A 23,097-nucleotide genomic window follows, 5' to 3' on the forward strand; every position below is an offset into this window, starting at 1 on the left:
CCTTTGAGTGAGCCGTTGACCTTCTTTGAGCAGTCCCCTTGTAGTCCGGAGATTGCTGCGCGTTTTCCCGACCTGCATCCGCCCTTCGACAAAACTGCAGCCGTGGCCGAGGCCAATCGCTGCCTCTATTGTTTCGACGCGCCCTGCACCACCGCCTGTCCCACACACATCGACGTCCCGCGCTTCATCAAGAAGATCGCCAGCGACAACCTCGAAGGCTCCGCGAAGACCATTCTGGACTCCAACATCCTCGGCGAGAGCTGCTCGCGCGCCTGCCCCGTCGACGTCCTCTGCGAGGGCGCCTGCGTCATGCATCGTTACAACAAGCAGCCCATTCAGATCGCGCGGCTGCAGCGCTTCGCCATGGACTCACTCACTGAATCGGGCGCTGGCCTTCCATTCACGCCCGCACCCGACACCGGAAAGTCCGTCGCGCTCATCGGCGGCGGCCCCGCATCGCTCGCCTGTGCGGCCGAGCTCCGCCGCCATGGCGTCCGCGCCGTCATCTACGACGCGCATCCACTCCCCGGCGGTCTCAACACCTACGGCATCGCCGAGTACAAACTCACTCCCGCCGCCAGTCTCCGGGAGATCGACCGCATCGCCGCACTCGGTGTCGAGTTCCGCCTCAACACCACCGTCGACGCCGACATGCTCACGCGCCTTGAATCCGAGCACGACGCCATCTTCATCGGTGTCGGTCTCGGTGCCATCCATCGCCTCGGCATCGCCGGCGAAGAGATGTCCGGCATCACCAACGCGCTGACCTTCATCGCCGACTACAAGCGCGGCGCCCTCACGCAACTCTCCGGACACGTCGCTGTCGTCGGCGCAGGCAACACCGCCATCGACGCCGCCAACGCCTCCGTCCGCCTTGGCGCCGACTCCGTCACGATGATCTACCGCCGCGGCCCCGAACAGATGTCCGCCTTCGACTTCGAGTACGAACACGCCAAGCAGGAAGGCGTCAGCTTCCTCTGGCACGTCCAACCCGTCGGCCTCAAAGGCAAACAGCACATCGAATCCCTCCATCTCGAGCGCCTCGAAACCACCACCGACGGCTCGCTCATCCCCATCGCAAACTCCGCCTTCGACCTCCGCGTCGATCACGTCGTCCTCGCCATCGGTCAATCGACGCACACAGACACCCTGATCGCCAACAGCACCACACCCGCGAAGCTCAAGCTCGAGCGCGGCCGCATCCTTATCGACCGCGCTACAGGTCAGACATCGAACCCGAAATATTTCGCCGGCGGCGACTGCACCAACGGCGGCCGCGAAGTCGTCGACGCCGTCGCTGACGGCAAACGTGCCGGCATCGCAATGAGCGCTTGGATTCAAGGGAGAGATGCCAATGCCTAACCCAACCCTCGAAACCACCTTCGCCGGCATTAAATGCCTCAATCCTTTCTGGCTCGCTTCCGCTCCACCCACCAACTGTGGCGAGCAAATCATGCGCGCCTTCGACTCTGGCTGGGGCGGCGCCGTCTGGAAGACCATCGGCGAGCCCATCACCAACGTCTCCTCGCGTTACTCCTCCATCGACTACAACGGCACCAAGATGATGGGCCTTAACAACATCGAGCTCATCAGCGACCGCCCCATCGAGGTCAACCTCCGCGAGATCGCCGAGGTCAAACGCCGCTACCCCAAGCACGTCGTCATCGCCTCGCTCATGGTCGAATCCAAACGCGAAACATGGCACGACATCGTGAAGCGCGCCGAAGGCGCCGGCGCCGACGGCCTGGAGCTCAACTTCGGCTGCCCGCACGGCATGAGCGAACGCGGCATGGGCTCCGCCGTCGGCCAGGTTCCCGAATACTGCCAGCAGATCACCGAGTGGGTGAAAGAAGCCGCGCGCACTCCCGTCATCGTCAAGCTCACGCCCAACATCTCCGACATCCGCATGCCCGCGCGCGCCGCCAAGCGCGCCGGCGCCGACGCGCTCTCCGCCATCAACACCATCAACTCGATCACCTCCATCGACCTCGACACCTTCGAGCCGCGCCCCAACGTTGACGGCAAGTCCTCGCACGGCGGCTACTGCGGCCCCGCCGTCAAACCCATCGCACTCAACATGGTTCAGCAGGTCATGAGCGATCCGGCCGCCGCGCTCCCCATGAGCGGCATCGGCGGCATCGCCACCTGGTCTGACGCCGCTGAGTTCATCCTCCTCGGCGCCGGCACCGTGCAGGTCTGCAGCGCCGCCATGCACTACGGTTATCGCATCGTCGAAGACATGGCCGACGGCCTCCTCGCCTGGATGCGCCGCAAAAACTTCGCCACACTCGACGACTTCCGCGGCCGCTCGCTTCCCAACGTCACCGAGTGGAAGCACCTCAACCTCAACTACAAAATCGTCGCGCACATCCACGAAGACAAGTGCATAGGCTGCGAGCTCTGCTACACCGCCTGCTGGGACGGCGCGCACCAGTGCATCCATCTCGACCGCACCCTGCCGCACCCAGACACCACACGCACACCGCAGTCCATCGCTGCTGAAGCGCCGCTACGCATCACCACCACACCCATCCCCAAGCTCGACCTCAACGGCGCCGGTGCAGACGGCCCATATCTCACGCCACTGTCTCGCATCCCACGCGTAGACGAACACGAGTGCGTTGGTTGCAATCTCTGCTCGCTTGTCTGTCCTGTGCCCGACTGCATCACGATGGAACGCATCCACAACGGTCTCCCGCCGCAGACTTGGGATGAACGCGTCGCCGCCGGCATCGTGCCCGAAGCTGCAGAACACGCAAGGTTGGCGAACCCAAACGCTTAGCATAACTATGGCCGAGATCGACGTTACTTTCGCAAACCAGATTCTGAACGAGGTTGTGAATGGATTCCGCATACCGCATTTCGAAGAGACGTTAGGCGTAACCCACACCAGCGCTAGGGAATTGCTAGCGAAAGTCCATGCCGCAGCTATCCGGCGCGGGGGTAACACGCAGGCCTTCACTTTTTCGGAAGAAGAAACTCGCTTCTTTCGAAGAGCGCTTCTAGCAACGCTCGATGAACTTGGCGAGGACGAGTTTGAGACGCGAACCGGTTATTCACTCGAAGACGGGCAGAAGACGCTAGCCGGTTTGCCGGAGTAAATATGGGAACCCTGATCAAGAATGGAACCGTCGTTAACGCAAACGGCTCACAACGCGCCGACGTCCTCATCGAAGGCGAGAAGATCGCGCAGGTTGCACCGAACATCGCCAACGACAGTCACAAGATCGTCGACGCAACCAACCTTCTCGTCATGCCCGGCGGCATCGACGTGCACACACACCTCGACATGCCCTTCGGCGGCACAACCTCAGCCGACGACTATACCACCGGCACGCAAGCCGCAGCCGTCGGCGGCACGACCACCGTCATCGACTTCGCGCTGCAGAACCAGCAGAGCACGTTGCAGAACGCCCTCGAAACCTGGCTCAAAAAATCCGACAACAAAGCCTGCGTCGACTTCTCGCTCCACATGGCCGTCACCAACCTGCACGGCAAGAACGGCGAAGAGACACTCCACGAGATGGAAGAGATGGTGAAGTTCGGCATCACCAGCTTCAAGCTCTTCATGGCCTACCCGAACGTGCTGATGATTAACGATGAGCTCATGTTTCGCGTCATGCAGAAGGCCGCGAAGCTCAACGGCCTCTGCCTCATCCACGCCGAAAACGGCAGCGCCATTGATGTTGTTGTGGCGCAGATGATCGCCGAAGGCAAAACCGCGCCGCACTTCCACGCACTCTCGCGCTCGCCGAAAGCCGAAGCCGAAGCCACGCATCGTTCTATCGCGCTCGCCGACATGGCCGGCGCCGCCGTCTACATCGTGCATCTCTCTAACGAGTACGCACTCGACGATCTCAAGTTCATGCAGCAGCGCGGCGCACGCGCCCTTGCCGAGACCTGCACGCAATATCTCGTTCTCTCCATCGAAGACCAGATGCCCGGCAAGAGCTGGGATGAAGCAAAGTTCGTCTTCACGCCCCCGCTGCGCGAGAAGCGCCATCAGGCGCCGCTCTGGAACGCGCTCAACGATGGCTCGCTCTCCGTCGTCTCCACGGATCACTGCCCCTTCCGCTTCAAAGACCAGAAGGAACTCGGCCGCAACGACTTCACAAAAATCCCCAACGGCGGCCCCGGCATCGAAAACCGTCTGCAGATCCTCTGGCACTTCGGCGTAAATCAAGGGCGCATCACACCGGAAAAGTTCGTCGAGCTTAGCTGCACCAACCCCGCGAAGATCTTCGGCATGGGCAAGCAGAAGGGAAGCATCACACCGGGCCTCGACGCCGACATTATGCTCTGGGACCCGAACGCCAACTACACCATCACCGCCGCAACGCAGTGCATGGCTACCGACTACAACATGTTCGAAGGCTGGACGGTGAAAGGCAACGCCGCCAAGGTCTTCTCGCGCGGCGAACTCGTCGTCGACAATACAACGCAGCCCGGCAAATTCCTCGGTAAAACCGGACGCGGCCGCTTCGTCAAGCGTGAAGCGAACGCTGGAGGGCTCGCCTGATCTCATCCGCCAACGCGATGGATCCCGAAATGGATCCAGGCTCGCCGCATCGTCTCGACGGCCGCGATCTTGCGCCTGACCCGCGCCTCTACAACGCCGATCTCGCACCCACCGAGCCCATCCGCCGCACGTGGTCGACCTACAACTACATCGCGCTCTGGTTCTCGATGTCGATGGAGGTGACGACCTACATGCTGGCGTCGTCGCTCATCGCCGGCGGCATGAACTGGAAGCAGGCGGTGCTTACGATCCTGTTGGGCAACCTCATCGTGCTCGTCCCGATGCTGCTCAACGCGCATGCAGGAGCAAAGTACGGAATTCCATTTCCAGTCTTCGTGCGTGCGCCATTCGGTCCGGTTGGCGCAAACATTCCTGCCATCCTGCGCGCCATCGTTGCGTGCGGATGGTTCGGAATTCAGTCATGGATTGGTGGGCAGGCGATTGATGCGATGATCAACGTGCTCTGGCCGCAGACCACAGGCAAGCCGCTTGTCCTTTGGCTCTGTTTTCTCGGCTTCTGGCTGCTCAACATGCTGGTGGTATGGCGCGGCGTCGAGTCCATCCGTTTCCTGCAGAGCTACTCCGTTCCATTCATGATCGTGATGTCCGCGCTTCTGCTCGGCTTCATGCTGCACAAGGCAGGCGGGTTCGGTCCCATGCTCTCCGCGCCCGATCACTTCGCCACGCGTCACGATTTCTGGAAGTTCTTCTTCCCCTCGCTTACGGCGATGGTGGGTTACTGGGCGACGTTGTCACTCAACATTCCGGACTTCACCAGGTATTCGAAGAACCAGGAGGCGCAGCTCGTTGGACAGGCGATCGGTCTGCCGGTTGCGATGGTGCTGTTCTCTTTTCTGGGCATTGCAGTCACGTCAGCATCTGCGGTTGTCTTCGGCAAACCGATCTGGAATCCGGTCGAACTGCTCGGCCGTTTCCATCAGCCGCTGCTCGCCTTTCTCGGCTTGATCGCGCTGCTCGTTGCGACGCTAAACGTCAATATCGGAGCGAACGTCGTCGGCCCTTCGAATGACATTTCGAATCTTGCGCCGCGCTACATCAGCTTCCGCATGGGCGGCCTCATTACCGGCTTCCTCGGGATACTTATGTGTCCCTGGTACTGGTTGTCTACGTTCGGCAATTACGTCTTCGGCTGGCTGCTTGGTTATTCCGGACTGCTTGGCCCTGTAGCGGGAATCATGGTCACGGACTACTTCCTTGTGCGCGGCACGAAGCTTGACACGTACTCGCTCTACCGCCGAGGCGGCCTCTACGAATACCGCAACGGCTTCAATCCCGTCGCGATCTTCGCGCTCGTCTGCGGTGTCGTCACTGCATTAATCGGCCGCTTCGTGCCAAGCCTCGCGTTCCTCTACGGTTACGCTTGGTTCGTCGGTTTCTTCGTCGCCGGCGTTATCTATTATTTGTTGATGGTCAGGCTGCGCTCACGCCTCGAACATCCACTCCACCAGGAACGAAAGGCAGCCGCATGAGCACTACTACAACGAATCCATCCGAGACGACGCAGAACTCCCTGACCTCTCAGGAGGTCGTGCAGATCACGCGCGAGACGAATTACGGCACATGGCGCTTCCAGAAGGGATGGAACCCTCTGCACATCGTCGATGCGGAGGGATGCTACATCACTGACGCGAACGGTAAGCGCTATCTCGACTTCAGCGCGCAGCTCATGTGCATGAACCTCGGCCACAAAAATCAGGCGGTGATTGACGCGATCAAGCAGCAGGCGGAAGACCTCGCCTATGCAATGCCTGGATATGCGACGACCGCGCGCGCGGAGTTGTCGAAGCTACTGCTCGAGGTGCTGCCGAAGGGGCTGAACAAGTTTTTCTTCACGACCAGTGGAACCGACGCAAATGAAGCTGCGTTCAAGATCGCCAGGATGTATACGGGCAAGACGAAGATCATTGCGCGTTACCGCTCGTATCACGGGTCTACATCATCGAGCATTGCTGCGACCGGCGATCCGCGGCGGTGGGCGATGGAGCCGCGGGGGAAGGGGCCGGGGGTGATCTTCGGGCCGGAGGTGCACTGCTACAAGTGTCCGATCCAGCATTCCTATCCTCAGTGCGGGATCGCGTGCGCGGACTATATCGAACACATGATCCGGAACGAGAGCGATGTGGCTGCGGTGTTGGTTGAGCCGATCGTGGGGACGAACGGTGTCATCGTTCCGCCGCAGGAGTACATGGCCAAGCTGCGCAGGATCTGCGACGACAACGGCGTGCTGCTGATTGCGGATGAGGTGATGAGCGGGTGGGGCCGGGCTGGGGCGTGGTTTGCGATGGACCTGTGGGGGGTCGCACCGGACATCCTGACGACGGCGAAGGGGATTACGTCAGCGTACGTGCCGCTGGGGCTGTGTGCGACGAGCGAGAAGATAGGGGACTACTTTCAGGACCACTACTTCGCGCATGGGCATACCTATGAGGCGCATCCGATGACGCTGCTGCCGGCGGTGGCGACGATCAACGAGATGAAGCGGCTGAAGCTGGTGGAGCGGGCGAAGGAGCTGGCGCCGTTCGTGGAGCAACGGCTGAAGGCGCTGAAGGCGAAGCATCCGAGCGTGGGGGATGTGCGCGGGAAAGGGCTCTTCTGGGCTGTGGACTTGGTGAAGGACCAGCAGACCAAGGAGCCGTTCAACACGTACTCGGACAAGGTCAGCGGGAAGCCGCTGCTGGTGGACCAGATAGCGGCGAAGATGGCTGGGGATGGAGTGATGATTCAGGCGTGGGTGAGCCATTTCGTGATTGCGCCACCGCTGATCGTGACTCGCGAGCAGCTGGATGAGGGAATTTCTGTTCTCGACCGGCACTTGTCGATTGCGGATGAGCAGTGCGTTTGAGGAGATGAGGGAGGGTCCCCCTCCCCCCGGCTTTTTGGCAAAATCTTCATAAAAGGGGACTTAGGCTCGGACCTAATGCGCCTGTGTTGTGCAAAATATTGAAAACAAATGGTATTATCTACAAAATCTTAGAAACAAAGGACTTAGATGGTTGAAAGCCGGGCTGCGTGAGGTGAGTTAATTTTTGCCCCCTGCCTGGACGCTCGGGTTTGTCAAGCAGGGTGGATTCGGTTCGTGGTTGAAAAGGGTCGCGAGCTGGAGGCGCGCCGCGCGGTCTCGGGGTCCTTCGACTGCGCCCGCTATGCGGCTTCGCTCAGGATGACGGTCCATCGGTGAGGGCGGCAAAAATACTGAGGTCCTTCGCCTGGGGCTCAGGATGACGGCTCTTTTACGCAGCTCAATATGACGGTTTGTCGGTGAGGGCGGCAAAATAGCGAGGTCCTTCGCCTACCACCGACGAGGAGAGAACGCTCGCCGGGGGCCCCGGACGGCTCAGGATGACGGTGCGCCGGTGGGCGCGGGCGTGTTGCCGCGTACGGGCGTGTTGCTGTGCGCGTGGGTTGGTTCGGTGAGTTGGACGGAGCCGGAGGGGGTGGAGGTGAAGGTTTCGGTGTAGAGGCGGCGCTTTTCGATGTCGAGGTAATCGATGGTGAGGTGGGGCCCGGAGATGGTGAGGTTGGCGTAGCCGTTCCAGCCGGCGGTGTCGCCGTTGCCGATGGGGTAGTCGTTGCGAGAGTCGTAGAAGCGGAGGGGGACTTCCTTGAATTTAGGCGGAGTCTTTTCGACGGGCATGCCGCCGTGGCCGATGCAGCGTCCGAAGCAGCTGAGGGCGGGGGTGTCGGGTGGCGCGTGGAGATCGTAGACGGCGAGGCGGTGCTCATGGCCCCAGAGCCAGAGGACGTCCTGGTTGGGGAAGAACTCGGCGAGCTGCTGGCCGGGCTTGGGGAAGGTTTCGTCGGGGAAGGCGGAGTAGTACTGGTGGTGCGAGAGCAGGATGGTGGCTTTGGGGCGCTCCTGCGGGCGGACGTTGGTGCGAAGCCAGTCGATCTCGCTGGGTTCAAGCCGGCCGTCGCCGCCGATGGCTTTGATGGAGCGCAGGCCGGGGACGGAGCCGAGGATGGGGACTCCGGCGGAGTTGTAGCCGGTGTCGAGGCCGATGATGCGCCAGTGGTCGGACTCGAGGCAGAAGTAGCTGGCGCGTTGCTGCTGACCGGGTGTGGGCGAGCCGAAGGGCAGGACCTTGGTGTAGTAGGGGCGGCCGCCGGCGTAGAGCTCATGGTTGCCGGGCATGGTGAGCGTGCCGACGGCGCCGCGGGGGAATCGGACGGGAGTCTGGCCGGTGCATTGGATGCCGAGGAAGTTTTCTTCGACCTCGACCTCATCGCCGATGTAGTAGACGTCGCCGAGATGGATGGTGTAGTCGGGGTGAAAGTCGGCCATGTTGGTGGCGATACGCGCGGCCTCTTCGGTGCCGGTGCCCCAATCGCCGGCGATGGAGAGGCGGATGGGGTCGTGGCCCTTGGCGGAATGGAGCGGGTAGATGCCGGAGTGGCCGTCGAGTGGGTAGGTGGGGAACGGCTTGTAGCGGCCGGTGAAGATGCCGCGAATATATTTGCGGATCCAAGGCCAGGGACGCTGCACGAAGATGGCGAGCAGAGGATAGCGGCCGATATGGCCGGACTCGGCGAGCGAGCTCTGCATGTGGGCCATGAGCGGCGAACGGCCGATCAAGGGGATATTGCTGTGGCGGGCGATTCGATTGGACTTGTAGTGGTGCTTAGCGTTCTTGGACATTCGATGGGTTGGATGCAAAACGGAATGAAGGATTACTGTTGCCGTGGGTGGGTGAAACAGCCCCAACCGTCATTGTGTCCGCCCCATACATCGGCAGTCTTTTGCAGCAGCGATTCAAACTCCTCTATTTCCTGATGAGACGGCTGCATACGCTTAGCAACAACGACGTCCCACGGAAACTCCTGCTTACATTCTGTCAACTTGACCGCTACTCTGTAGCCGAGTTCTTCCAAATCTCGAGCGAAGCCTTCTGCCGATGCCTGGTCGGGAAACACCACTGTGAAATCAACGTTTCGTGGCAGGGACAGATCATCTCCTTCTGCGAGTAGCCGCCTGAGGGCATCTCCATTGTCGTCATTGGGAAGAAACATTCTGGTAACAGCAAGTGTAGCTGCAGTGTCAATGCGGAATTGCGCCGGGCAGGCGGTTCTGGAAAGAGGTACGCAATCGCTTCCAGCTGCGAGCCGCGAGCTGCCAGATAGAGTTGCGGCGTGCGATTCATCTATTGCGGGCAGACGGGCTGCTCTGGAAAGGGGCAGGCAATCAGCTGTGAGCTGTGAGTTGAGGCGACATCGCGGCCACGAGATGAGGAAAGCTCCGTCCCATGCGTAATGAGGGCGAGTTATCGGACGATTTCGTTGTAAGGTGGGGCGGAGTTGTGGGCTACGACGGGAACGATTTGTAGAAGCGAGGGGTGAGTGAATATGCGATCTGAGCAGCGGACGAGCGATAACCCCGGGACGGGGAATGTGACGCGGCGTGAGGTGCTTCGAGGAGCGGCGGCGGTGGGGCTGGCTGCGCTGGCTTCCGGCGGGGAGCCGTTGTTTGGTGAGGCGAAGAGCGGACGTCCGAATGTAGTCTTCATCATGGCGGACGATCTGGGTTATGCGGATGTGGGGTGCTATGGGCGTCCTGATCTGCGAACGCCGAACATCGATGGCCTGGCAGCAAAGGGTGTGCGGTTTCTGCAGGCTTATGCGAACTCCGCGGTGTGCTCGGCGACGCGCACGGCGCTGATTACGGGTCGCTATCAGGATCGGCTGTCGATTGGGTTGGATGAGCCGCTGGCGGGACGCGATGTGGGTCTGCCTCCGGATGTTCCGACGCTACCGTCGTTGCTGAAGAAGGCTGGGTATGGAACGACCCTGGTGGGCAAGTGGCATCTTGGACTGCTGCCGGCATATGGTCCGCTGAAGAGTGGATATGACCATTTCTACGGGATTCGGAAAGGAGCGGCAGACTACTACACGCATTCGAATGATTTGTGGGATGAGGATGTGCGAGTGGACCAGGTGGGGTATCTGACGGACCTGCTCGGCAACCATGCGGTGAATGTGGTGAATGGATATGCGAAGGCGGGGCAGCCGTTTCTGCTGAGTCTGCACTTCACGGCACCGCATTGGCCGTGGGAGGTGCCAGGAGATGACTCAGAGTCGAAGCGGCTGGTGGGCAAACGTCTGGATGACTTTGATGGGGGCTCGCAGAAGACGTATGAGCTGATGGTCGAAGACCTGGATCGGCAGGTGGGGCGCGTGCTTGAAGCGCTGCGCAGTAACGGGCTGGATGAGAACACGATTGTGATTTTCACGAGTGATAACGGTGGCGAGCGCTTTGCGGATACATGGCCGTTTACGGGAAGGAAGACGGAACTGCTGGAAGGTGGGCTGCGGATTCCGGCGATCTTCTCGTGGCCGGCGCGCAATCGGCAGGCGCGAACGACGAACCAGGTGGGGATCAGTATGGACTGGCTGCCGACGTTGCTGGCCGCGGCGGGCACCGCGCCGGATGCAGGGTTTCCTTCGGATGGGATGAACCTGCTGCCGATGCTTGTGGGAGATGCGGCGCCGGTGGAGCGCAGGCTGTTCTGGCGATACAAGGGGAACGCGCAGCGGGCCGCGCGAGATGGCGATTACAAGTTTCTGAAGATTCTGGACAACACGTTTTTGTTCAATGTTGTGGAGGACCCGATGGAACGAGCGAACCTGAAGGTACGCGAGAAGGAGATCTACGATCGGCTGGAGGCGGAGTGGTTTGCGTGGAATGCGACGATGCTGCCGGAGATCGACGAGAGTTTTACGGACACGTTTGACGGATCGCAACTGGCGGACCACATCGGTCTAAAGCCGGCGAGTGGGAAAGCGGATAATCCGACGCAAGGCAAGCCGGGGCCGAAGTAGATGGGGCTGCGCTTTGCTTGTCGTGCCGGGTTGACGTAGTGTTTTTGGTGTTGTCTCAGGAGAGCGCGATGAAGCGAGTTTTGTTTGCAGCGGCAGCGGTGTGGTTTGCGGCGGTGACTTGTGGAGCTCAGAGTGCGGCGCCGAGTGGGCCGGCGGCTGAAGTGCAAGGGAGCTATAACCGGCTGAAGCCGAATGTGATCAAAGCGGCGGAGAAGATGCCGGATGCGGATTATCAGTTCAAGCCGACGCCGGATATCAGGACGTATGCGCGGATTGTGAATCACATTACGGAGGCGCAGCAGCATACGTGCTCGGCGTTGAATGGGACGGCGTTTGATGCGAAGACGGTGCCGAGCGATACGGCGGACAAGGCGACGATTGTGGCGGCGCTGAAGGCGTCGTTTGATAACTGCGATAAGGCGTATGGCGCGCTGACGGATGCGAATGTTGCGGAGATGGTGGGCACGGCACCGAGACAGCGGTCGCGGATTGGGATGGCGTGGGGGAATGTGTCGCATGACAACGAGCAGTATGCGGAGTTGTCGACGTATTTGCGGCTGAAGGGATTGGTGCCGCCGACGGCGGAGAAGTGAGCGGCGCGTTCGTCAGAAGGTGACGGAGGGGAGGAAGGCGCCGGCGGGGGCGTTGTAGAGGCCGAGGCTCATGAGGGTCATGGGCTGGGTGACGCGGAGGCCGTTGGCGAGGCACCAGCGGAAGAGCGCGGCGTTGCGGGTGGGGACGAGGATGCCGGGGCCGGCGAGGGTGTCGGCGGCGGCGATGAGGGCGCAGAGGTCCGGGGTGGTTTCGGCGGTGGCGTGGCCGAAGAAGCCGAGGATGTTGGCGTAGGCGGTGATGCGGCCGGCGCGCTCGGTGACGATGGCGCTGCCGTGCTCGATGGAATGCGCGAGGTCGGCGGAGCGGTCGAAGCCGTGCACGGCCATAGAGAGCGCGTTGCACGCGGCGAGGTCTGCAGGTGTGGCGGGGCGTACGGTGCAGCCGGGGATTTCGCGTGTGGTGCTGCGGCCCTGCATGCAGGCGAGAGGCTCGCGGACGTCGAAGCCGAGGCTGGTGTAGAGCGAGAGCGAGCGGTTGTGGAAGGCGGCCTGCACGAGTCGGACGCCGGCGGCGTGCTGTGCGGTGGAGCGGTCGAGCACGGCCTGCATGAGGAGGCGGCCGACGCCGCGGTTCTGCGTGGTGGGGTCGACGGTGATGGGGCCGATGCCGTGGATGATGGCGCGCTCGTCGAGGACGTTGCTGCCCAGGATGCTGCCGCTGTCTTCGGCGACGAGGCAGTAGAAACCGGGCGTGGAGAAGAGCATGGTCATGAGGCCGATGGCGTGCTCGGGCGCGGGGAGATCGGGAGGGAAGTTGTGGGCGGTGCTGATGGTGTGGAAGGCGTCGTAGCAGATGCGGCCGGCGAGGGGAGCGTCGGCGGGCGTGGCCGGGCGGATGGTGATGGACGTTTGAGAGGACATGAGTGGTCGGTTGAGTGACCCGCGAAGTATACAGGTGGCTTGGAGGAGCGGATAGGATGGGGAACATGAAGAGCTTGCGGTTGGCGGCGGCGGTTGTTTGTGCGGGGTTGATGGCGAGTGCGGGGATTGCGCAGAGCGGAGCGGGAGCGGTGACGATTGATCCGGGATTGAATATTCACACGGTGGAGCTGTGGCCGGGCGGGGCTCCGGGGCAGCAGGGGAGCGAGCCGAGCGATGTGCCGGCGCTGAGTGTGTTTGCTCCGCGCAAGGGGAAGGCGAATGGGACGGCGGTGGTGATTGCGCCGGGAGGGGCTTATCGCGAGCTGGCGTCGGACCTGGAGGGGCGCGAGGTTGCGGATTGGTTTTCGGCGCGGGGCGTGACGGCTTTTGTGCTGCGGTACAGGATGGGAGACAAGTATCAATATCCGGTGCCGCTCGAAGATGCGCAGCGCGCGGTGCGGTGGGTGCGGGCGAATGCGGCGAAGTATGGGGTTGATCCGCAGCGGATTGGGCTGATGGGGTTTTCGGCGGGCGGCCACTTGGCGGCAATGGAGTCGGTGAGCGCTGGAGCGGCGGATGCGAATGCAGCGGATGTGATCGATCGGGTGTCGGGCAGGCCGGACTTTGTGGTGCTGGGGTATCCGTGGCTGAATGCGATGACGCCGAATACGACGGGGCTGATTACGTACTGCGCGAATAATCCGACGGTGCATGAGGTGTCAGCGGCGAAGTGCAAGGAGTTTGCGACGAAGTACGATCCGGTGCGGTTTGTGACGACTGCGACGCCGCCGACGTTTATCTACATCACGTCGGATGACAAGACGGTGGATGTGCAGGCGTCGATTGATTACTACGAGGCACTGCGCGCGGCGAAGGTGCCGGTGGAGTTTCACAGCTTCGCGCATGGAGCGCATGGAAGTGGGATGGGGAGTGGAGATCCGGCGCTGGATTTGTGGCCGACGCTGCTGGATGCGTGGTTAAGAGGGCAGGGGTTTCTGGGGGCGAAGCGGTAGGTTCGACAGAATGGCCGCAGCGTATTCTGGAAGCCATGCAGAGACGAATCTTGTGCGTGGACGATGAGGAGATGATTCGCCTCACGCTCGGTACCGTGCTTCGACAGCACGGTTTTGAAGTGACCACGGCGGCAACCGTGGCCGAGGCATTGCAGAAGATCACTTCAGAGAAGTTCGACGTACTGCTGTCGGACCTGAACATTGGGAATCCGGGCGATGGGTTGACCGTGGTCAGTGCGATGCGGAGAACACAGCCGGAGGCGGTGACGATGATCCTGACCGGTTATCCGGCGTTTGAGACCGCGCTCGAAGCGATCCGGCAGCAGGTGGATGATTACATCGTGAAGCCGGCCAGTATCCCGGTATTGGTCAGCACGATTGAGAGCAAGCTGGCCATGCCGCCGAGACAGCGGCAGTTGCCGCCGCCGAAGCGAGTGGCGATGCTTTTGCAGGAACACATAGAACGCATCGAGGAGCTGTGGCTGTCGTCGATTGAGGAAGACAAGGCGCTGTCGAGGGTGTTGTTGAGCAGTGAACGGCGGCTCGATCATCTTCACGGCGTTCTGGCGGAGATTATTCCGGTGGCGCAAGCGTACAGCGGAGAGAAGCTGCCGAAGGACGAAGACGTTGTTGCGAGGCCCACAGCCGGACGGACTTTTGAGGGATACACGCCAAGCATGATGCTGAGCGAGTTCTGCCTACTGCGGCGGATCATTGCGCAGATTGTTCAAGAGAATCTGCTCGCGGTGAATCTCAGCTATGTGATTCCCGACCTCGCGCAGATTAATGAATCTCTGGATGACCAGGCGCAGGCCGCGCTTGTGGCTCTGGCTGAGCTGGTCGGGCGTGCGAGGGGTTAGTTGGGGGTGGACGATAGCATGGGAGGCGCGTGAAGCCGAAATATCGAGTTCGCGTGGAGGATGCATCCGTCAGCGTTGAACACCGGGCGTCATTTGGGCCCGCTGTTTTTGGTCCCCTGTTGCTCTGTTACGCGTGCCTCTGCCTATTGCCAGATGTAAGAAGAAATTTGATCGACTTCTATACCTCGCGCGATCTTGCATCGGGTGTATCTGTTTTCTTTGTATTGCTCTTTCCGGTGCTAACAGGCGTGAGTTGGCTTAGGTTCGCTTCCGGCGAAGTTCTCCATTGCGATCGCGATCAATTACGTTTTGCACGAAGACGAACATGGGGCCGATGGCACCGGTTTCGATTTCATTCAAGTGAAATAAAGAAGTTGCGGCGAGCTATTCGAGGCTCGAGTAAGAGTCGGAATTATTCGGTGCTGACTTTCGAAGTTCAGGGCCGGACCTATGACATGTTAGAGGATTTGAGCTATACGGACTCGGACCGAGTGCTACGCGCGTGTAGGTCGATGGGAGTCGACGTGGTCATCGACGAAACAGCCGATGCAATGTTGAAGGATATTGAGAAGCGCGGTTGGTGGATCAATCCGTTTCGAACCGATGACCTCGGAGCTTCTTCGGACTCTTCGCAAAAGTAAAAGGCAGAGCCGCGTCGCTCTGCCTTGTTGTTCGTGATTTGGAGCCTAGCCGAGGGTGGGCATGGAGGTGTCGACGCCGGTGCGGATGCCGGTGGGCCAGCGGGCGGTGATGGTCTTGAGGCGGGTATAGAAGCGGACGCCTTCGGGGCCGTAGATCGAATGGTCGCCGAAGAGAGAGCGCTTCCATCCCCCGAAGGAGTGGAAGGCCATGGGCACGGGGATGGGGACGTTGATGCCGACCATGCCGGCCTGGACGCGGCGGCCGAAGTCGCGGGCGGTGTCGCCGTCGCGGGTGAAGATGCTGGTGCCGTTGCCGTACTCGTGCTCGTTGATGAGCTCGAGGGCCTTTTCGAAGTTGTTGACGCGGACGACGCCGAGGACGGGGCCAAAGATCTCTTCCTTGTAGATACGCATGTCGGGCTTGACGTGGTCGAAGAGGCAGGCGCCGAGGAAGAATCCTTCGCCGCGCGGAAGGGTTTGTGCGCGGCCATCGACGACGAGCTCTGCGCCTTCGGTTCTGCCGAGGTCGATGTAGCTGGAGACTTTTTCGCGATGCTGTTTCGTGATGAGCGGGCCGAAGTCGGCCTCGCCGTCTGAGGAGTTGGGTGCTCCGTCACCGATGCGGAGTTTTGCGATGCGGTCTTCGAGTTTGGCGAGGAGGTCGTCGGCGGTCTGGTGGCCGACGGTGACAGCGACGGAGATGGCCATGCAGCGCTCGCCGGCGGAGCCGTAGGCGGAACCGACGAGGGCGTCGGCGGCCTGGTCGAGGTCCGCGTCGGGCATGACGATCATGTGATTTTTTGCGCCGCCGAGGGCTTGGACGCGCTTGCCGTGTTTTGTGCCGGTGGCGTAGACGTACTCGGCGATCGCGGTGCTGCCGACGAAGGAGACGGCCTGAATAGTGGGGTGCGCGAGGATGGCGTCGACAGCGGACTTGTCGCCGTGGACGACGTTGAAGACGCCGTCGGGAAGGCCGGCTTCCTTGAGCATTTCGGCGAGCAGGATGGACGCGGAGGGGTCGCGCTCTGAGGGCTTGAGGACGAAGGTGTTGCCGCAGGCGATGGCGAGCGGGAACATCCAGAGCGGAACCATGGCGGGGAAGTTGAAGGGCGTGATGCCGGCGACGACGCCAAGCGGCTGACGCATCGACCAGGTGTCGATGCCGGTGCCGACCTGCTCAGTGAATTGGCCTTTGAGGAGCTCGGGGATGGCAGTGGCGTACTCGATGTTTTCGAGGCCGCGCATGACCTCGCCTTTGGCGTCGGAGAAGACTTTGCCGTGCTCGCGGTTGAGGAGTGCGGCAACCTCGTCCATGCGGGACTCGAAGATGTCGCGGAGGCGGAAGAGGACGCGGGAGCGCCGGAGCGGCGGCTGGGCGGACCAGTCGGGGAAGGCTGCTGCTGCGGCTTCGACGGCGGAGTTGAGTTCGGCGTCAGTGGCGAAGGGGACGCGAGCCTGCACGGTGCCGGTGGCGGGATGGAAGACGTCGCCGAAGCGGGCTGATTGCCCGCGCACAGGTGTGCCGTTGATCCAGTGGGTGATCTCGCGGAGGTTCGTGCTTTCAGTGGTGGATTCGGGTGCGGACGCGAGTGTGGCCATCGGGTGCTCCTTGAAGAAAGAAGCACCCATGGTAGCAGGGGAGTTTGAGCGGTGTCAGGGCTGGGATTTGCGCGGTTTGGGTTTACTGCGGGTTGTTGCGGGCGGCTTCAGGTCTTTATATCCGGGGTGGACTTTGGGGGTGAGGCCCTGCGCAGCGGCGATCTTTTGGAGCAGCGCTGCAAGTTGTTCTACTTCAGCGCTGTTGAGGCCGGAGGACATGAGTTTTGTTGTGGGTTCGGGCGAGGTCGCCGATTTGCGCGAGCGTGTCCGAGCCGCGGTTGCAGGAACAAAAGGGGAGTGGAAGGCGTATCACCAAGCACGAAATCGCAAGAGCACGAATCGTGTTCCCTCATCCATTCCGGTTGCCGCCGGTGAGCCCACGAAAGACACCATCGGTCAGATGTTGTCGCAGGCCAGCTGGTGTTCTTACATGCGAATTGGCGACCAGGAGTTGGATATGTGGATGTTTCCCTCGAAGGCCCTGATCGGACGTGTCTTTTTCGCCGTTGTTCTAACAGCATCGTCTGCCGCGATAGCTCAGAGTCCCAGCGCATCGACGGACGCTGGCGTACTATCGGGCGTCCACGAGAGCGGATTGAGTGTTTACAAGGGCGTGCCGTTCGCTGCGCCACCGGTGGGTGATCTCCGGTGGCAGCCTCCGGCAGCGATGACGCACTGGGCGGGTACACGCAAGGCGGATGCGTTTGCGCCGGCGTGTATGCAGACAGGTGTGTCGATGCCGGGCGAGACGCCGCCGGTGGTGAGTGAGGATTGTCTCTATCTCAACGTCTGGACGCCGGCGAAGAGCTCGAAGGAGCGGTTGCCGGTGATCGTGTGGATTTATGGCGGGGCCTATACGAACGGATCGGCCTCGATGCCGCTGTACTGGGGCGACCGCCTGGCGCACAAAGGCGTGATCGTCGTGACGATTGCGTATCGGCTCGGGCCACTGGGATTCCTGGCGCACCCGGAATTGACGCGCGAGTCACCGCACCACACCTCCGGCAACTACGGCTTGATGGACCAGATTGCTGCACTGCAGTGGGTGCAGAGGAATATCGCGTCGTTTGGCGGAGACGCGAAGAATGTAACCATAGCCGGTCAATCCTCGGGAGCAATCTCGGTGAGCATCCTGATGGCTTCGCCGCTTGCGAGGGGATTGTTTCAACGCGCGATCGGAGAGAGCGGCGGTCTGTTTGAGCCGCTGCAAATCGCGCCAAAATACCTGCTGGCCAATGCGGAACGCGATGGGGAGAAATATGCGCTCTCGCTGGGGGCGACATCACTTCAGGAACTGCGCGGTCTGCCGGCAGAGCGGTTCACCGGCAATCCGGCTGGCATTGTTCACCCGGTGATCGAACCTTATGTGCTTCCGGTCTCACCGTACGAGGCGTTCGCGGCAGGGCAGCAGAATGATGTGCCACTTCTTGTTGGTTCAAACGCCGAGGAGGCACGCTCGCTGACGGATGTCAGGGGAGTGAAGGCGGCGACGTTTGAGAAAGATGTGGAGCAGAGTTTCGGTCAGCTTCCGCCGGCGCTGCTCGCGGCGTATCCGCATGCGACTGACGCAGACGCTCAACAGGCGAGGCTCGACCTCGAGCGCGACCTGCGGTTCGGCTGGGACATGTGGGCGTGGGCGCGGTTGCAGGCAGGAACCGGGAAGAGTCCGGTGTACTACTACACATTCCGACAGCGGCCGCCATTTCCGGCCGGCTCAGTGTACGAAGGCTGGGGCGCCGGCCACTTCGCGGAGCTGTGGTATGTCTTCGATCATCTGGACCAGGAGCCCTGGCGCTGGACGAAGGCCGATCGGAGAGTGGCTGCGCAGGTGTCCGGCTATTGGGTCAACTTCGCGAAGTCGGGCAATCCGAACGGACCGGGCCTGCCATTGTGGCCGGCTTTTGGCAATTCCGACAGCAAGGTTATGTATCTAGCCGACCCGGTGCGCGTTGGTCCGGTGCCGGGTATGAGTGGCCTCGGTGTCTTCGATACGGTCTACACGAGCGTGCGTAAGGCACCAGTGAGCGCGCCCTAGCTTTATCGTTTGATACCCCACCCAGCGAACAAGTTGACTGGGAATCCGGACCGCAAGCGACAAACCTACCCTTTCACTTCGTGAAAGGGTAGGCCGCCAGATTTGTGGTGGTCCGGGTGTGGCGTTAGCTGACGGGAGTGGGGCGGCGGCGGGGTTCGGATTCGCGGTCGAAGCTGATGATGAGGGCGCGGGCGGGCTCGTCGCCGGCGCAGCGGTAACTGCGCGCGGTTTCGCCGGAGATGTAGCAGACGTCGCGGGCTTCGAGAAGATGCGGCTCGCCCTTGCGGCGGAGTTCGATGGCGCCGTTGAGGACGTAGACCATCTCGACGCCGGGGTAGCGGTCGGGGTGGAAGGCGGAGCGATCGTCGCCGGCGAGGAACTCGGCGACGCAGGGACGCATGCCGCCTTCGGGGACGAGGATGCCGAAGCTTTCGGCGACGTAGTCGGGGTCGGGCGAGCCTACGGGCAGGCGGACGCGGTCGCGACGTCGCTGGATGCGGAAGACGGATTGACCGGAGGACTCGAAGAACCAGGAGAGGTCCTTGTTGAAGACGAGGGCGATGCGGGCGAGATTGCGAAGCGTGGGGACGACGCGGCCGGTCTCGAGCTGCGAGAGGAAGCTGGCCGAGAGGCCGGTGAGGCGGCCGAGCTCGACGAGGCCCATGGAACGCTTGAGGCGAAGGCGCTTGATGCGCTGGCCGAGTTGGGCGGCCGAGAGCAGGGCCTCTGCGGCAGTCGGATCGACAGAGAGGCTGTCGTATGGCTGGGGCGGCACCGGGGGCAGGTGCTGTGCGGTGGCAATGTCCAAAATTTCGGCAGGGGTCTCGGCGGCCATCGGGGACTCCAATAAAAGAGGGTACGTGCTAGACGGTTGGATGCGAGACGAGGGGCGCGCGGGCGACCACCCAGGATTCATCCGGTAACGAGGGCTGCTGGGTCGAGGTTCTGTCGGAGGGAGAGCATGGGCTTCCAGGGGTCGGAGCGAAGGTGTTTGCGGAGCTCGGAGCCGGGGTCGTCGAGGTCGGTCACGCGGAAGATAGGGCGCTCAGGCAGCTTGAGGGCAGACCAGGGCAGCGGGAGCGAGATGGAGGCGCCAACGCGGGCGCGGGGAGAAAACGGGGCGACCGCGGTGGCGCCGCGCTCGTTGCGGAGGTAGTCGAGATAGATTTTGCCGACCCGGGCGGATTTGGTCATTTTCGTGAGGTAAAGCCGGGGGTTGGAGCGCTCCATGGCGAGGACGAGGTTGTGAGCGGCCTCTTTGACGGTGCTCCAGTCGTGTTTGGGGTCGATGGGCGCGACGATGTGGAGCCCCTTACCACCGGTGGTTTTGAGGAAGGATTCGAGGCCGGCGCGTTTGAGGCGCTTGCGGACATCGGCGGCGGCGTCGGCGAGCGTGGTCCAAGGGAGGGACTCGTCGGGATCGAGGTCGAAGATCAGGCGATCGGGATGCTCGAGGTCGTCGTTTTTGGATCCCCAGGGGTGAACTTCGAGGACGCCCATCTGGGCGAGGCCGGCGAGGGTTTCGGGCTTGGCGTTCGCGGTGGTGATGGTGATGTAAGGCTCGGGCTTGCCGGTCTTCTTGTCGGGGACGTCGACGCCGGTGATGCCGGGCGGCAGCATGGAGTTGACGTGCTTCTGGAAGAAGCAGGGCTTGCCAGCGCCCTCCGGGCAGCGGACGAGGGAGAGCGGACGGTCGACGATGTGGGGAAGCATGCGGTCGGCCACGGTGAAGTAGTAGGCGGCGAGCTGGTGTTTGGTGAGGCCGGATTCGGGGTCGAGGAGTTTTTGCGGGTGGGTGAGGCGGACGGTGGCGGGGAGCGCGATGGGATCGCTCGATTTGTTTTTTGGATTTGAGTTTGCAGTTTGCAGTTTGGAGCTTTCAGGTTTTTTGGCTGAGGAGCTACGAGCTGTCGGCTGTGAGCTGCGAGCTGAGGCGGTGCGGGCGGACTTGTCGGATTTTGGTTTCACAGTAGCGACTTCGCGAACGACTTCATGTGGGGATTTGTCTTCGCGAAGGCCGAGGAAGGCGGCCTGACGGATGTTGTTGTCGGCGGTCCAAGAGGCGAAGCGGACTTCGGCGACGAGTTTGGGTTGAACCCAGTGGTAGCCGCGGCGGATGTCCTGTGGCTTTTGAGAAAACGGCATCTTGTTTGTTTCCAATTTATGCAGCTGATCGTAAAGGCTTCGCTTGAGCTTCTGGGTGAAGCCGGTTCCGGAGCGGCCGACGTAAAGAAGCTGGGGTGAGCTGGACTGGTGGGGGCTGTCGTTTTCGTAGACGCCGAGGATGAGGGAGCCGATGCGGCCGGGGCCTTCGGTGGAGTCGGTGAAGCCGCCGATGACGAATTCCTGCTCGAGGAGGCACTTGGATTTGAGCCAGTCGGAGGAGCGGCCGGAGCGGTAGGGCACATCGCGTTTGGAGATGATGCCTTCGGTGCCGAGCTTGCAGGCTTCGTGGAAGATCTCGGGACCTTTGCCGTCGATATGGTCGCTGAAGCGGACGGTGCCGTCGTCGGTTGAGGGGATGATTTTGGCGAGGAGTTGTTTGCGCTGGCGGACGGTGAGGTTGCGGGTGTTGCAGCCGTCGAGGTGGAGTAGGTCGAAGACGAAGTAGGTGAGGGAGAAGCGCTCGCCTTCGTTGAAGGAGGCCTGGAGATTGGCGAAGGAGGAGATGCCGTTGTCGTCGAGCACGACGACCTCGCCGTCGAGGGTGAGCTTGTCGGCGGGAAGGGCGGCGAGGGCGTCGGCGACGGCGCGCATGCGGTGGGTCCAGTCGAGGCCTTTGCGGGTGAGGAGTTGGACGCGGGAGCCGGACTTGCGGGCCTGGATGCGATAGCCGTCGAGCTTGATCTCATGCAGCCAGTCGGGGCCGTCGGGGGTGGCGGTGGTCTCTTCGGCGAGTTGTGGCGGGATGAAGGCAGGCTGGGATTCGGCGGGGAGGTTGGCGAGGGTGGCGGGATCTATAGAGCGGGCATTCAGCCCTTTCTCGGTTTTGATGACCGCCGACCCAGGGCTCGTATAGGTTGCGCCCTTGGCACTCTTCGATGAGCGGCGTGGATTGATGTCGAACTTCTCGCCTACGTTAGAGTTACTGGAGGAAGCTCTTGTAGTGGACGAGGAACCGTTTGACCCGGGTGGAGCGTCCCGGCGATACCAGGCACGGCCAGTGCCGGCGGTTTCTTTGGAGTTCCAGACGTGGTCGCTCTCGTGGGCGATCTGGTCCATGGTGCGGCCGGTGACGGCGGAGTTGGGCTCGGCATCGGTGATGGCCGGGTCGTTGGGGCCGCGTTCGAAGTCGTCGTGCTCTTTGATCAGGAGCCAGTTGGGCTTGTCGGAAGAGCCCCAGCGGGAGCCGGACGAGCTGGAGGATTTGGGGCCCATCCGGACGAGCGTCCACTTGCCGTGCATCTTGGTGCCGTCCATGAGGAATTTGAGTGAGCCCTTACGGAGGGCCTCGGTGACGTCTTCGTAGCCGGGCTGAGGGCGCCAGGTGCCCTGGTCCCAGACCATGACGGTGCCGCCGCCGTACTGGCCTTTGGGGATGATGCCTTCGAAGCCGCCGTACTCCATGGGGTGGTCTTCGACCTGGACGGCGAGGCGGCGGTCGCCGGGGACGTAGCTGGGACCTTTGGCGACGGCCCACGATTTGAGGACGCCGTTCCAGCCGAGGCGGAAGTCGTAGTGGAGGTGCGAGGCGGCGTGCTTCTGGATGACGAAGGGGAGCGCGTTTTCGTCGGTCGTGGCGGACTTGGCGCGCTTGGAGCCCGAGGGCTCGGCCGTGATGTGAAAGTCGCGCATGGAGCGGTAGCGCGAGAGTTGCTCGTCGACGGAGTCGGCGGCAGAGGCTGATTTGCGGCGAGCGGGTTTTGTGGGCTTGGCGGACTTGGCCGCGTGCGCGGGTTTCGGTGGGGATTTTTTGGCGGCGGATTTTGTGGGCGTCTTCTTCGCGGCCGATTTGGTTTTTGCTGATTTTCGGGAGGCCTTGCGTGGGGGTGCCATCAGGTCAACTCCATGTGGATTCTCAGATGTATCAGATGCGCGGTAAGGACGGGCAACTGCTTATTTCTCGTTGGTTTGCATGATCGGACTGGGGTGTTAGGCTGTGTCATCGTTTCCAACCTGAT

General features: G+C 61.8%; 18 protein-coding genes. 11 read left to right on the forward strand and 7 right to left on the reverse strand.

The window, feature by feature from the left end; genetic code table 11:
- The first annotated feature begins 3 nt into the window (after positions 1–3).
- The 6 genes from VGU25_02825 to VGU25_02850 are packed head-to-tail and all read left to right on the forward strand — an operon-like array spanning position 4 to position 7,382.
- Positions 4–1,362 (forward strand): NAD(P)-dependent oxidoreductase, encoded by a 1,359-nt coding sequence (locus VGU25_02825; protein HEV2576123.1) that lies wholly within the window; start codon positions 4–6, stop codon positions 1,360–1,362.
- Positions 1,355–2,782 (forward strand): NAD-dependent dihydropyrimidine dehydrogenase subunit PreA, encoded by a 1,428-nt coding sequence (preA, locus tag VGU25_02830; protein ID HEV2576124.1) that lies wholly within the window; start codon positions 1,355–1,357, stop codon positions 2,780–2,782. The genes VGU25_02825 and preA overlap by 8 nt, the downstream gene beginning before the upstream one ends.
- A gap of 7 nt (positions 2,783–2,789) precedes the next feature.
- Positions 2,790–3,101, forward strand: a complete 312-nt coding sequence (locus VGU25_02835; protein ID HEV2576125.1) for a hypothetical protein — start codon at positions 2,790–2,792, stop codon at positions 3,099–3,101.
- A gap of 2 nt (positions 3,102–3,103) precedes the next feature.
- A complete protein-coding gene (gene hydA, locus VGU25_02840; GenBank protein HEV2576126.1) occupies positions 3,104–4,519 on the forward strand; it encodes a dihydropyrimidinase in 1,416 nt (471 codons plus the stop codon).
- Positions 4,520–4,548: 29 nt separating this feature from the next.
- On the forward strand, positions 4,549–6,009 hold the full coding sequence (locus tag VGU25_02845) for an NCS1 family nucleobase:cation symporter-1 (GenBank protein ID HEV2576127.1): 1,461 nt from the start codon (positions 4,549–4,551) through the stop codon (positions 6,007–6,009).
- Complete coding sequence (locus VGU25_02850) at positions 6,006–7,382, forward strand: aminotransferase class III-fold pyridoxal phosphate-dependent enzyme (protein ID HEV2576128.1); 1,377 nt, start codon at positions 6,006–6,008, stop codon at positions 7,380–7,382. Before VGU25_02845 ends, VGU25_02850 begins: the two co-directional genes overlap by 4 nt.
- A 492-nt stretch (positions 7,383–7,874) precedes the next feature.
- On the opposite strand, the gene VGU25_02855 is transcribed toward VGU25_02850, so the two are convergent.
- On the reverse strand, positions 7,875–9,176 hold the full coding sequence (locus VGU25_02855) for a metallophosphoesterase (GenBank protein HEV2576129.1): 1,302 nt from the start codon (positions 9,174–9,176) through the stop codon (positions 7,875–7,877).
- A gap of 32 nt (positions 9,177–9,208) precedes the next feature.
- The gene (locus tag VGU25_02860) at positions 9,209–9,547 is read right to left on the reverse strand and encodes a ribonuclease E inhibitor RraB (GenBank protein ID HEV2576130.1); all 339 of its coding nucleotides are present in this window, start codon (positions 9,545–9,547) and stop codon (positions 9,209–9,211) included.
- A gap of 333 nt (positions 9,548–9,880) precedes the next feature.
- Here VGU25_02860 and VGU25_02865 point away from each other — a divergent pair, with 333 nt between their 5' ends.
- Positions 9,881–11,353 carry a sulfatase-like hydrolase/transferase gene (locus VGU25_02865; protein ID HEV2576131.1) on the forward strand — a complete coding sequence of 491 codons (1,473 nt, stop codon included), beginning with the start codon at positions 9,881–9,883 and terminating at the stop codon, positions 11,351–11,353.
- Between the two features lie 68 nt (positions 11,354–11,421).
- Positions 11,422–11,946: a DinB family protein gene (locus VGU25_02870; GenBank protein HEV2576132.1), complete on the forward strand. Its 525-nt coding sequence runs from the start codon at positions 11,422–11,424 to the stop codon at positions 11,944–11,946.
- A gap of 12 nt (positions 11,947–11,958) precedes the next feature.
- On the opposite strand, the gene VGU25_02875 is transcribed toward VGU25_02870, so the two are convergent.
- Entirely contained in the window at positions 11,959–12,828 is an 870-nt protein-coding gene (locus VGU25_02875; protein ID HEV2576133.1) for a GNAT family N-acetyltransferase, read from the reverse strand.
- A 65-nt stretch (positions 12,829–12,893) separates the two neighbouring features.
- Between VGU25_02875 and VGU25_02880 the strand changes: the two genes are divergently transcribed.
- On the forward strand, positions 12,894–13,841 hold the full coding sequence (locus VGU25_02880) for an alpha/beta hydrolase (GenBank protein ID HEV2576134.1): 948 nt from the start codon (positions 12,894–12,896) through the stop codon (positions 13,839–13,841).
- Positions 13,842–13,876: 35 nt separating this feature from the next.
- Positions 13,877–14,701: a response regulator gene (locus VGU25_02885; protein HEV2576135.1), complete on the forward strand. Its 825-nt coding sequence runs from the start codon at positions 13,877–13,879 to the stop codon at positions 14,699–14,701.
- A gap of 686 nt (positions 14,702–15,387) precedes the next feature.
- On the opposite strand, the gene VGU25_02890 is transcribed toward VGU25_02885, so the two are convergent.
- A complete protein-coding gene (locus tag VGU25_02890; protein HEV2576136.1) occupies positions 15,388–16,941 on the reverse strand; it encodes a CoA-acylating methylmalonate-semialdehyde dehydrogenase in 1,554 nt (517 codons plus the stop codon).
- A gap of 54 nt (positions 16,942–16,995) precedes the next feature.
- A complete protein-coding gene (locus tag VGU25_02895) occupies positions 16,996–17,160 on the reverse strand; it encodes a hypothetical protein (protein ID HEV2576137.1) in 165 nt (54 codons plus the stop codon).
- Between VGU25_02895 and VGU25_02900 the strand changes: the two genes are divergently transcribed.
- Complete coding sequence (locus tag VGU25_02900) at positions 17,159–18,976, forward strand: carboxylesterase family protein (GenBank protein HEV2576138.1); 1,818 nt, start codon at positions 17,159–17,161, stop codon at positions 18,974–18,976. The genes VGU25_02895 and VGU25_02900 overlap by 2 nt on opposite strands.
- A gap of 124 nt (positions 18,977–19,100) precedes the next feature.
- On the opposite strand, the gene VGU25_02905 is transcribed toward VGU25_02900, so the two are convergent.
- Both VGU25_02905 and ligD read right to left on the reverse strand, forming a co-directional pair.
- Complete coding sequence (locus tag VGU25_02905; GenBank protein HEV2576139.1) at positions 19,101–19,811, reverse strand: XRE family transcriptional regulator; 711 nt, start codon at positions 19,809–19,811, stop codon at positions 19,101–19,103.
- Between the two features lie 77 nt (positions 19,812–19,888).
- Positions 19,889–22,972 (reverse strand): DNA ligase D, encoded by a 3,084-nt coding sequence (gene ligD, locus VGU25_02910; GenBank protein HEV2576140.1) that lies wholly within the window; start codon positions 22,970–22,972, stop codon positions 19,889–19,891.
- Between the last annotated feature and the right edge of the window lie 125 nt (positions 22,973–23,097).

Source organism: Acidobacteriaceae bacterium (assembly GCA_035944135.1).
Taxonomy (GTDB): domain Bacteria; phylum Acidobacteriota; class Terriglobia; order Terriglobales; family Acidobacteriaceae; genus Granulicella.

What these genes read in the sequence shown, in the direction of transcription:
- preA (HEV2576124.1), top strand. Translation starts at nt 1,355, where the DNA reads ATGCCTAACCCAACCCTCGAAACCACCTTCGCCGGCATTAAATGCCTC.
- VGU25_02835 (HEV2576125.1), top strand. Translation starts at nt 2,790, where the DNA reads ATGGCCGAGATCGACGTTACTTTCGCAAACCAGATTCTGAACGAGGTT.
- hydA (HEV2576126.1), top strand. Translation starts at nt 3,104, where the DNA reads ATGGGAACCCTGATCAAGAATGGAACCGTCGTTAACGCAAACGGCTCA.
- VGU25_02845 (HEV2576127.1), top strand. Translation starts at nt 4,549, where the DNA reads ATGGATCCAGGCTCGCCGCATCGTCTCGACGGCCGCGATCTTGCGCCT.
- VGU25_02850 (HEV2576128.1), top strand. Translation starts at nt 6,006, where the DNA reads ATGAGCACTACTACAACGAATCCATCCGAGACGACGCAGAACTCCCTG.
- VGU25_02855 (HEV2576129.1), bottom strand. Translation starts at nt 9,176, where the DNA reads ATGTCCAAGAACGCTAAGCACCACTACAAGTCCAATCGAATCGCCCGC.
- VGU25_02860 (HEV2576130.1), bottom strand. Translation starts at nt 9,547, where the DNA reads ATGTTTCTTCCCAATGACGACAATGGAGATGCCCTCAGGCGGCTACTC.
- VGU25_02865 (HEV2576131.1), top strand. Translation starts at nt 9,881, where the DNA reads ATGCGATCTGAGCAGCGGACGAGCGATAACCCCGGGACGGGGAATGTG.
- VGU25_02870 (HEV2576132.1), top strand. Translation starts at nt 11,422, where the DNA reads ATGAAGCGAGTTTTGTTTGCAGCGGCAGCGGTGTGGTTTGCGGCGGTG.
- VGU25_02875 (HEV2576133.1), bottom strand. Translation starts at nt 12,828, where the DNA reads ATGTCCTCTCAAACGTCCATCACCATCCGCCCGGCCACGCCCGCCGAC.
- VGU25_02880 (HEV2576134.1), top strand. Translation starts at nt 12,894, where the DNA reads ATGAAGAGCTTGCGGTTGGCGGCGGCGGTTGTTTGTGCGGGGTTGATG.
- VGU25_02885 (HEV2576135.1), top strand. Translation starts at nt 13,877, where the DNA reads ATGCAGAGACGAATCTTGTGCGTGGACGATGAGGAGATGATTCGCCTC.
- VGU25_02890 (HEV2576136.1), bottom strand. Translation starts at nt 16,941, where the DNA reads ATGGCCACACTCGCGTCCGCACCCGAATCCACCACTGAAAGCACGAAC.
- VGU25_02900 (HEV2576138.1), top strand. Translation starts at nt 17,159, where the DNA reads ATGAGTTTTGTTGTGGGTTCGGGCGAGGTCGCCGATTTGCGCGAGCGT.
- VGU25_02895 (HEV2576137.1), bottom strand. Translation starts at nt 17,160, where the DNA reads ATGTCCTCCGGCCTCAACAGCGCTGAAGTAGAACAACTTGCAGCGCTG.
- VGU25_02905 (HEV2576139.1), bottom strand. Translation starts at nt 19,811, where the DNA reads ATGGCCGCCGAGACCCCTGCCGAAATTTTGGACATTGCCACCGCACAG.
- ligD (HEV2576140.1), bottom strand. Translation starts at nt 22,972, where the DNA reads ATGGCACCCCCACGCAAGGCCTCCCGAAAATCAGCAAAAACCAAATCG.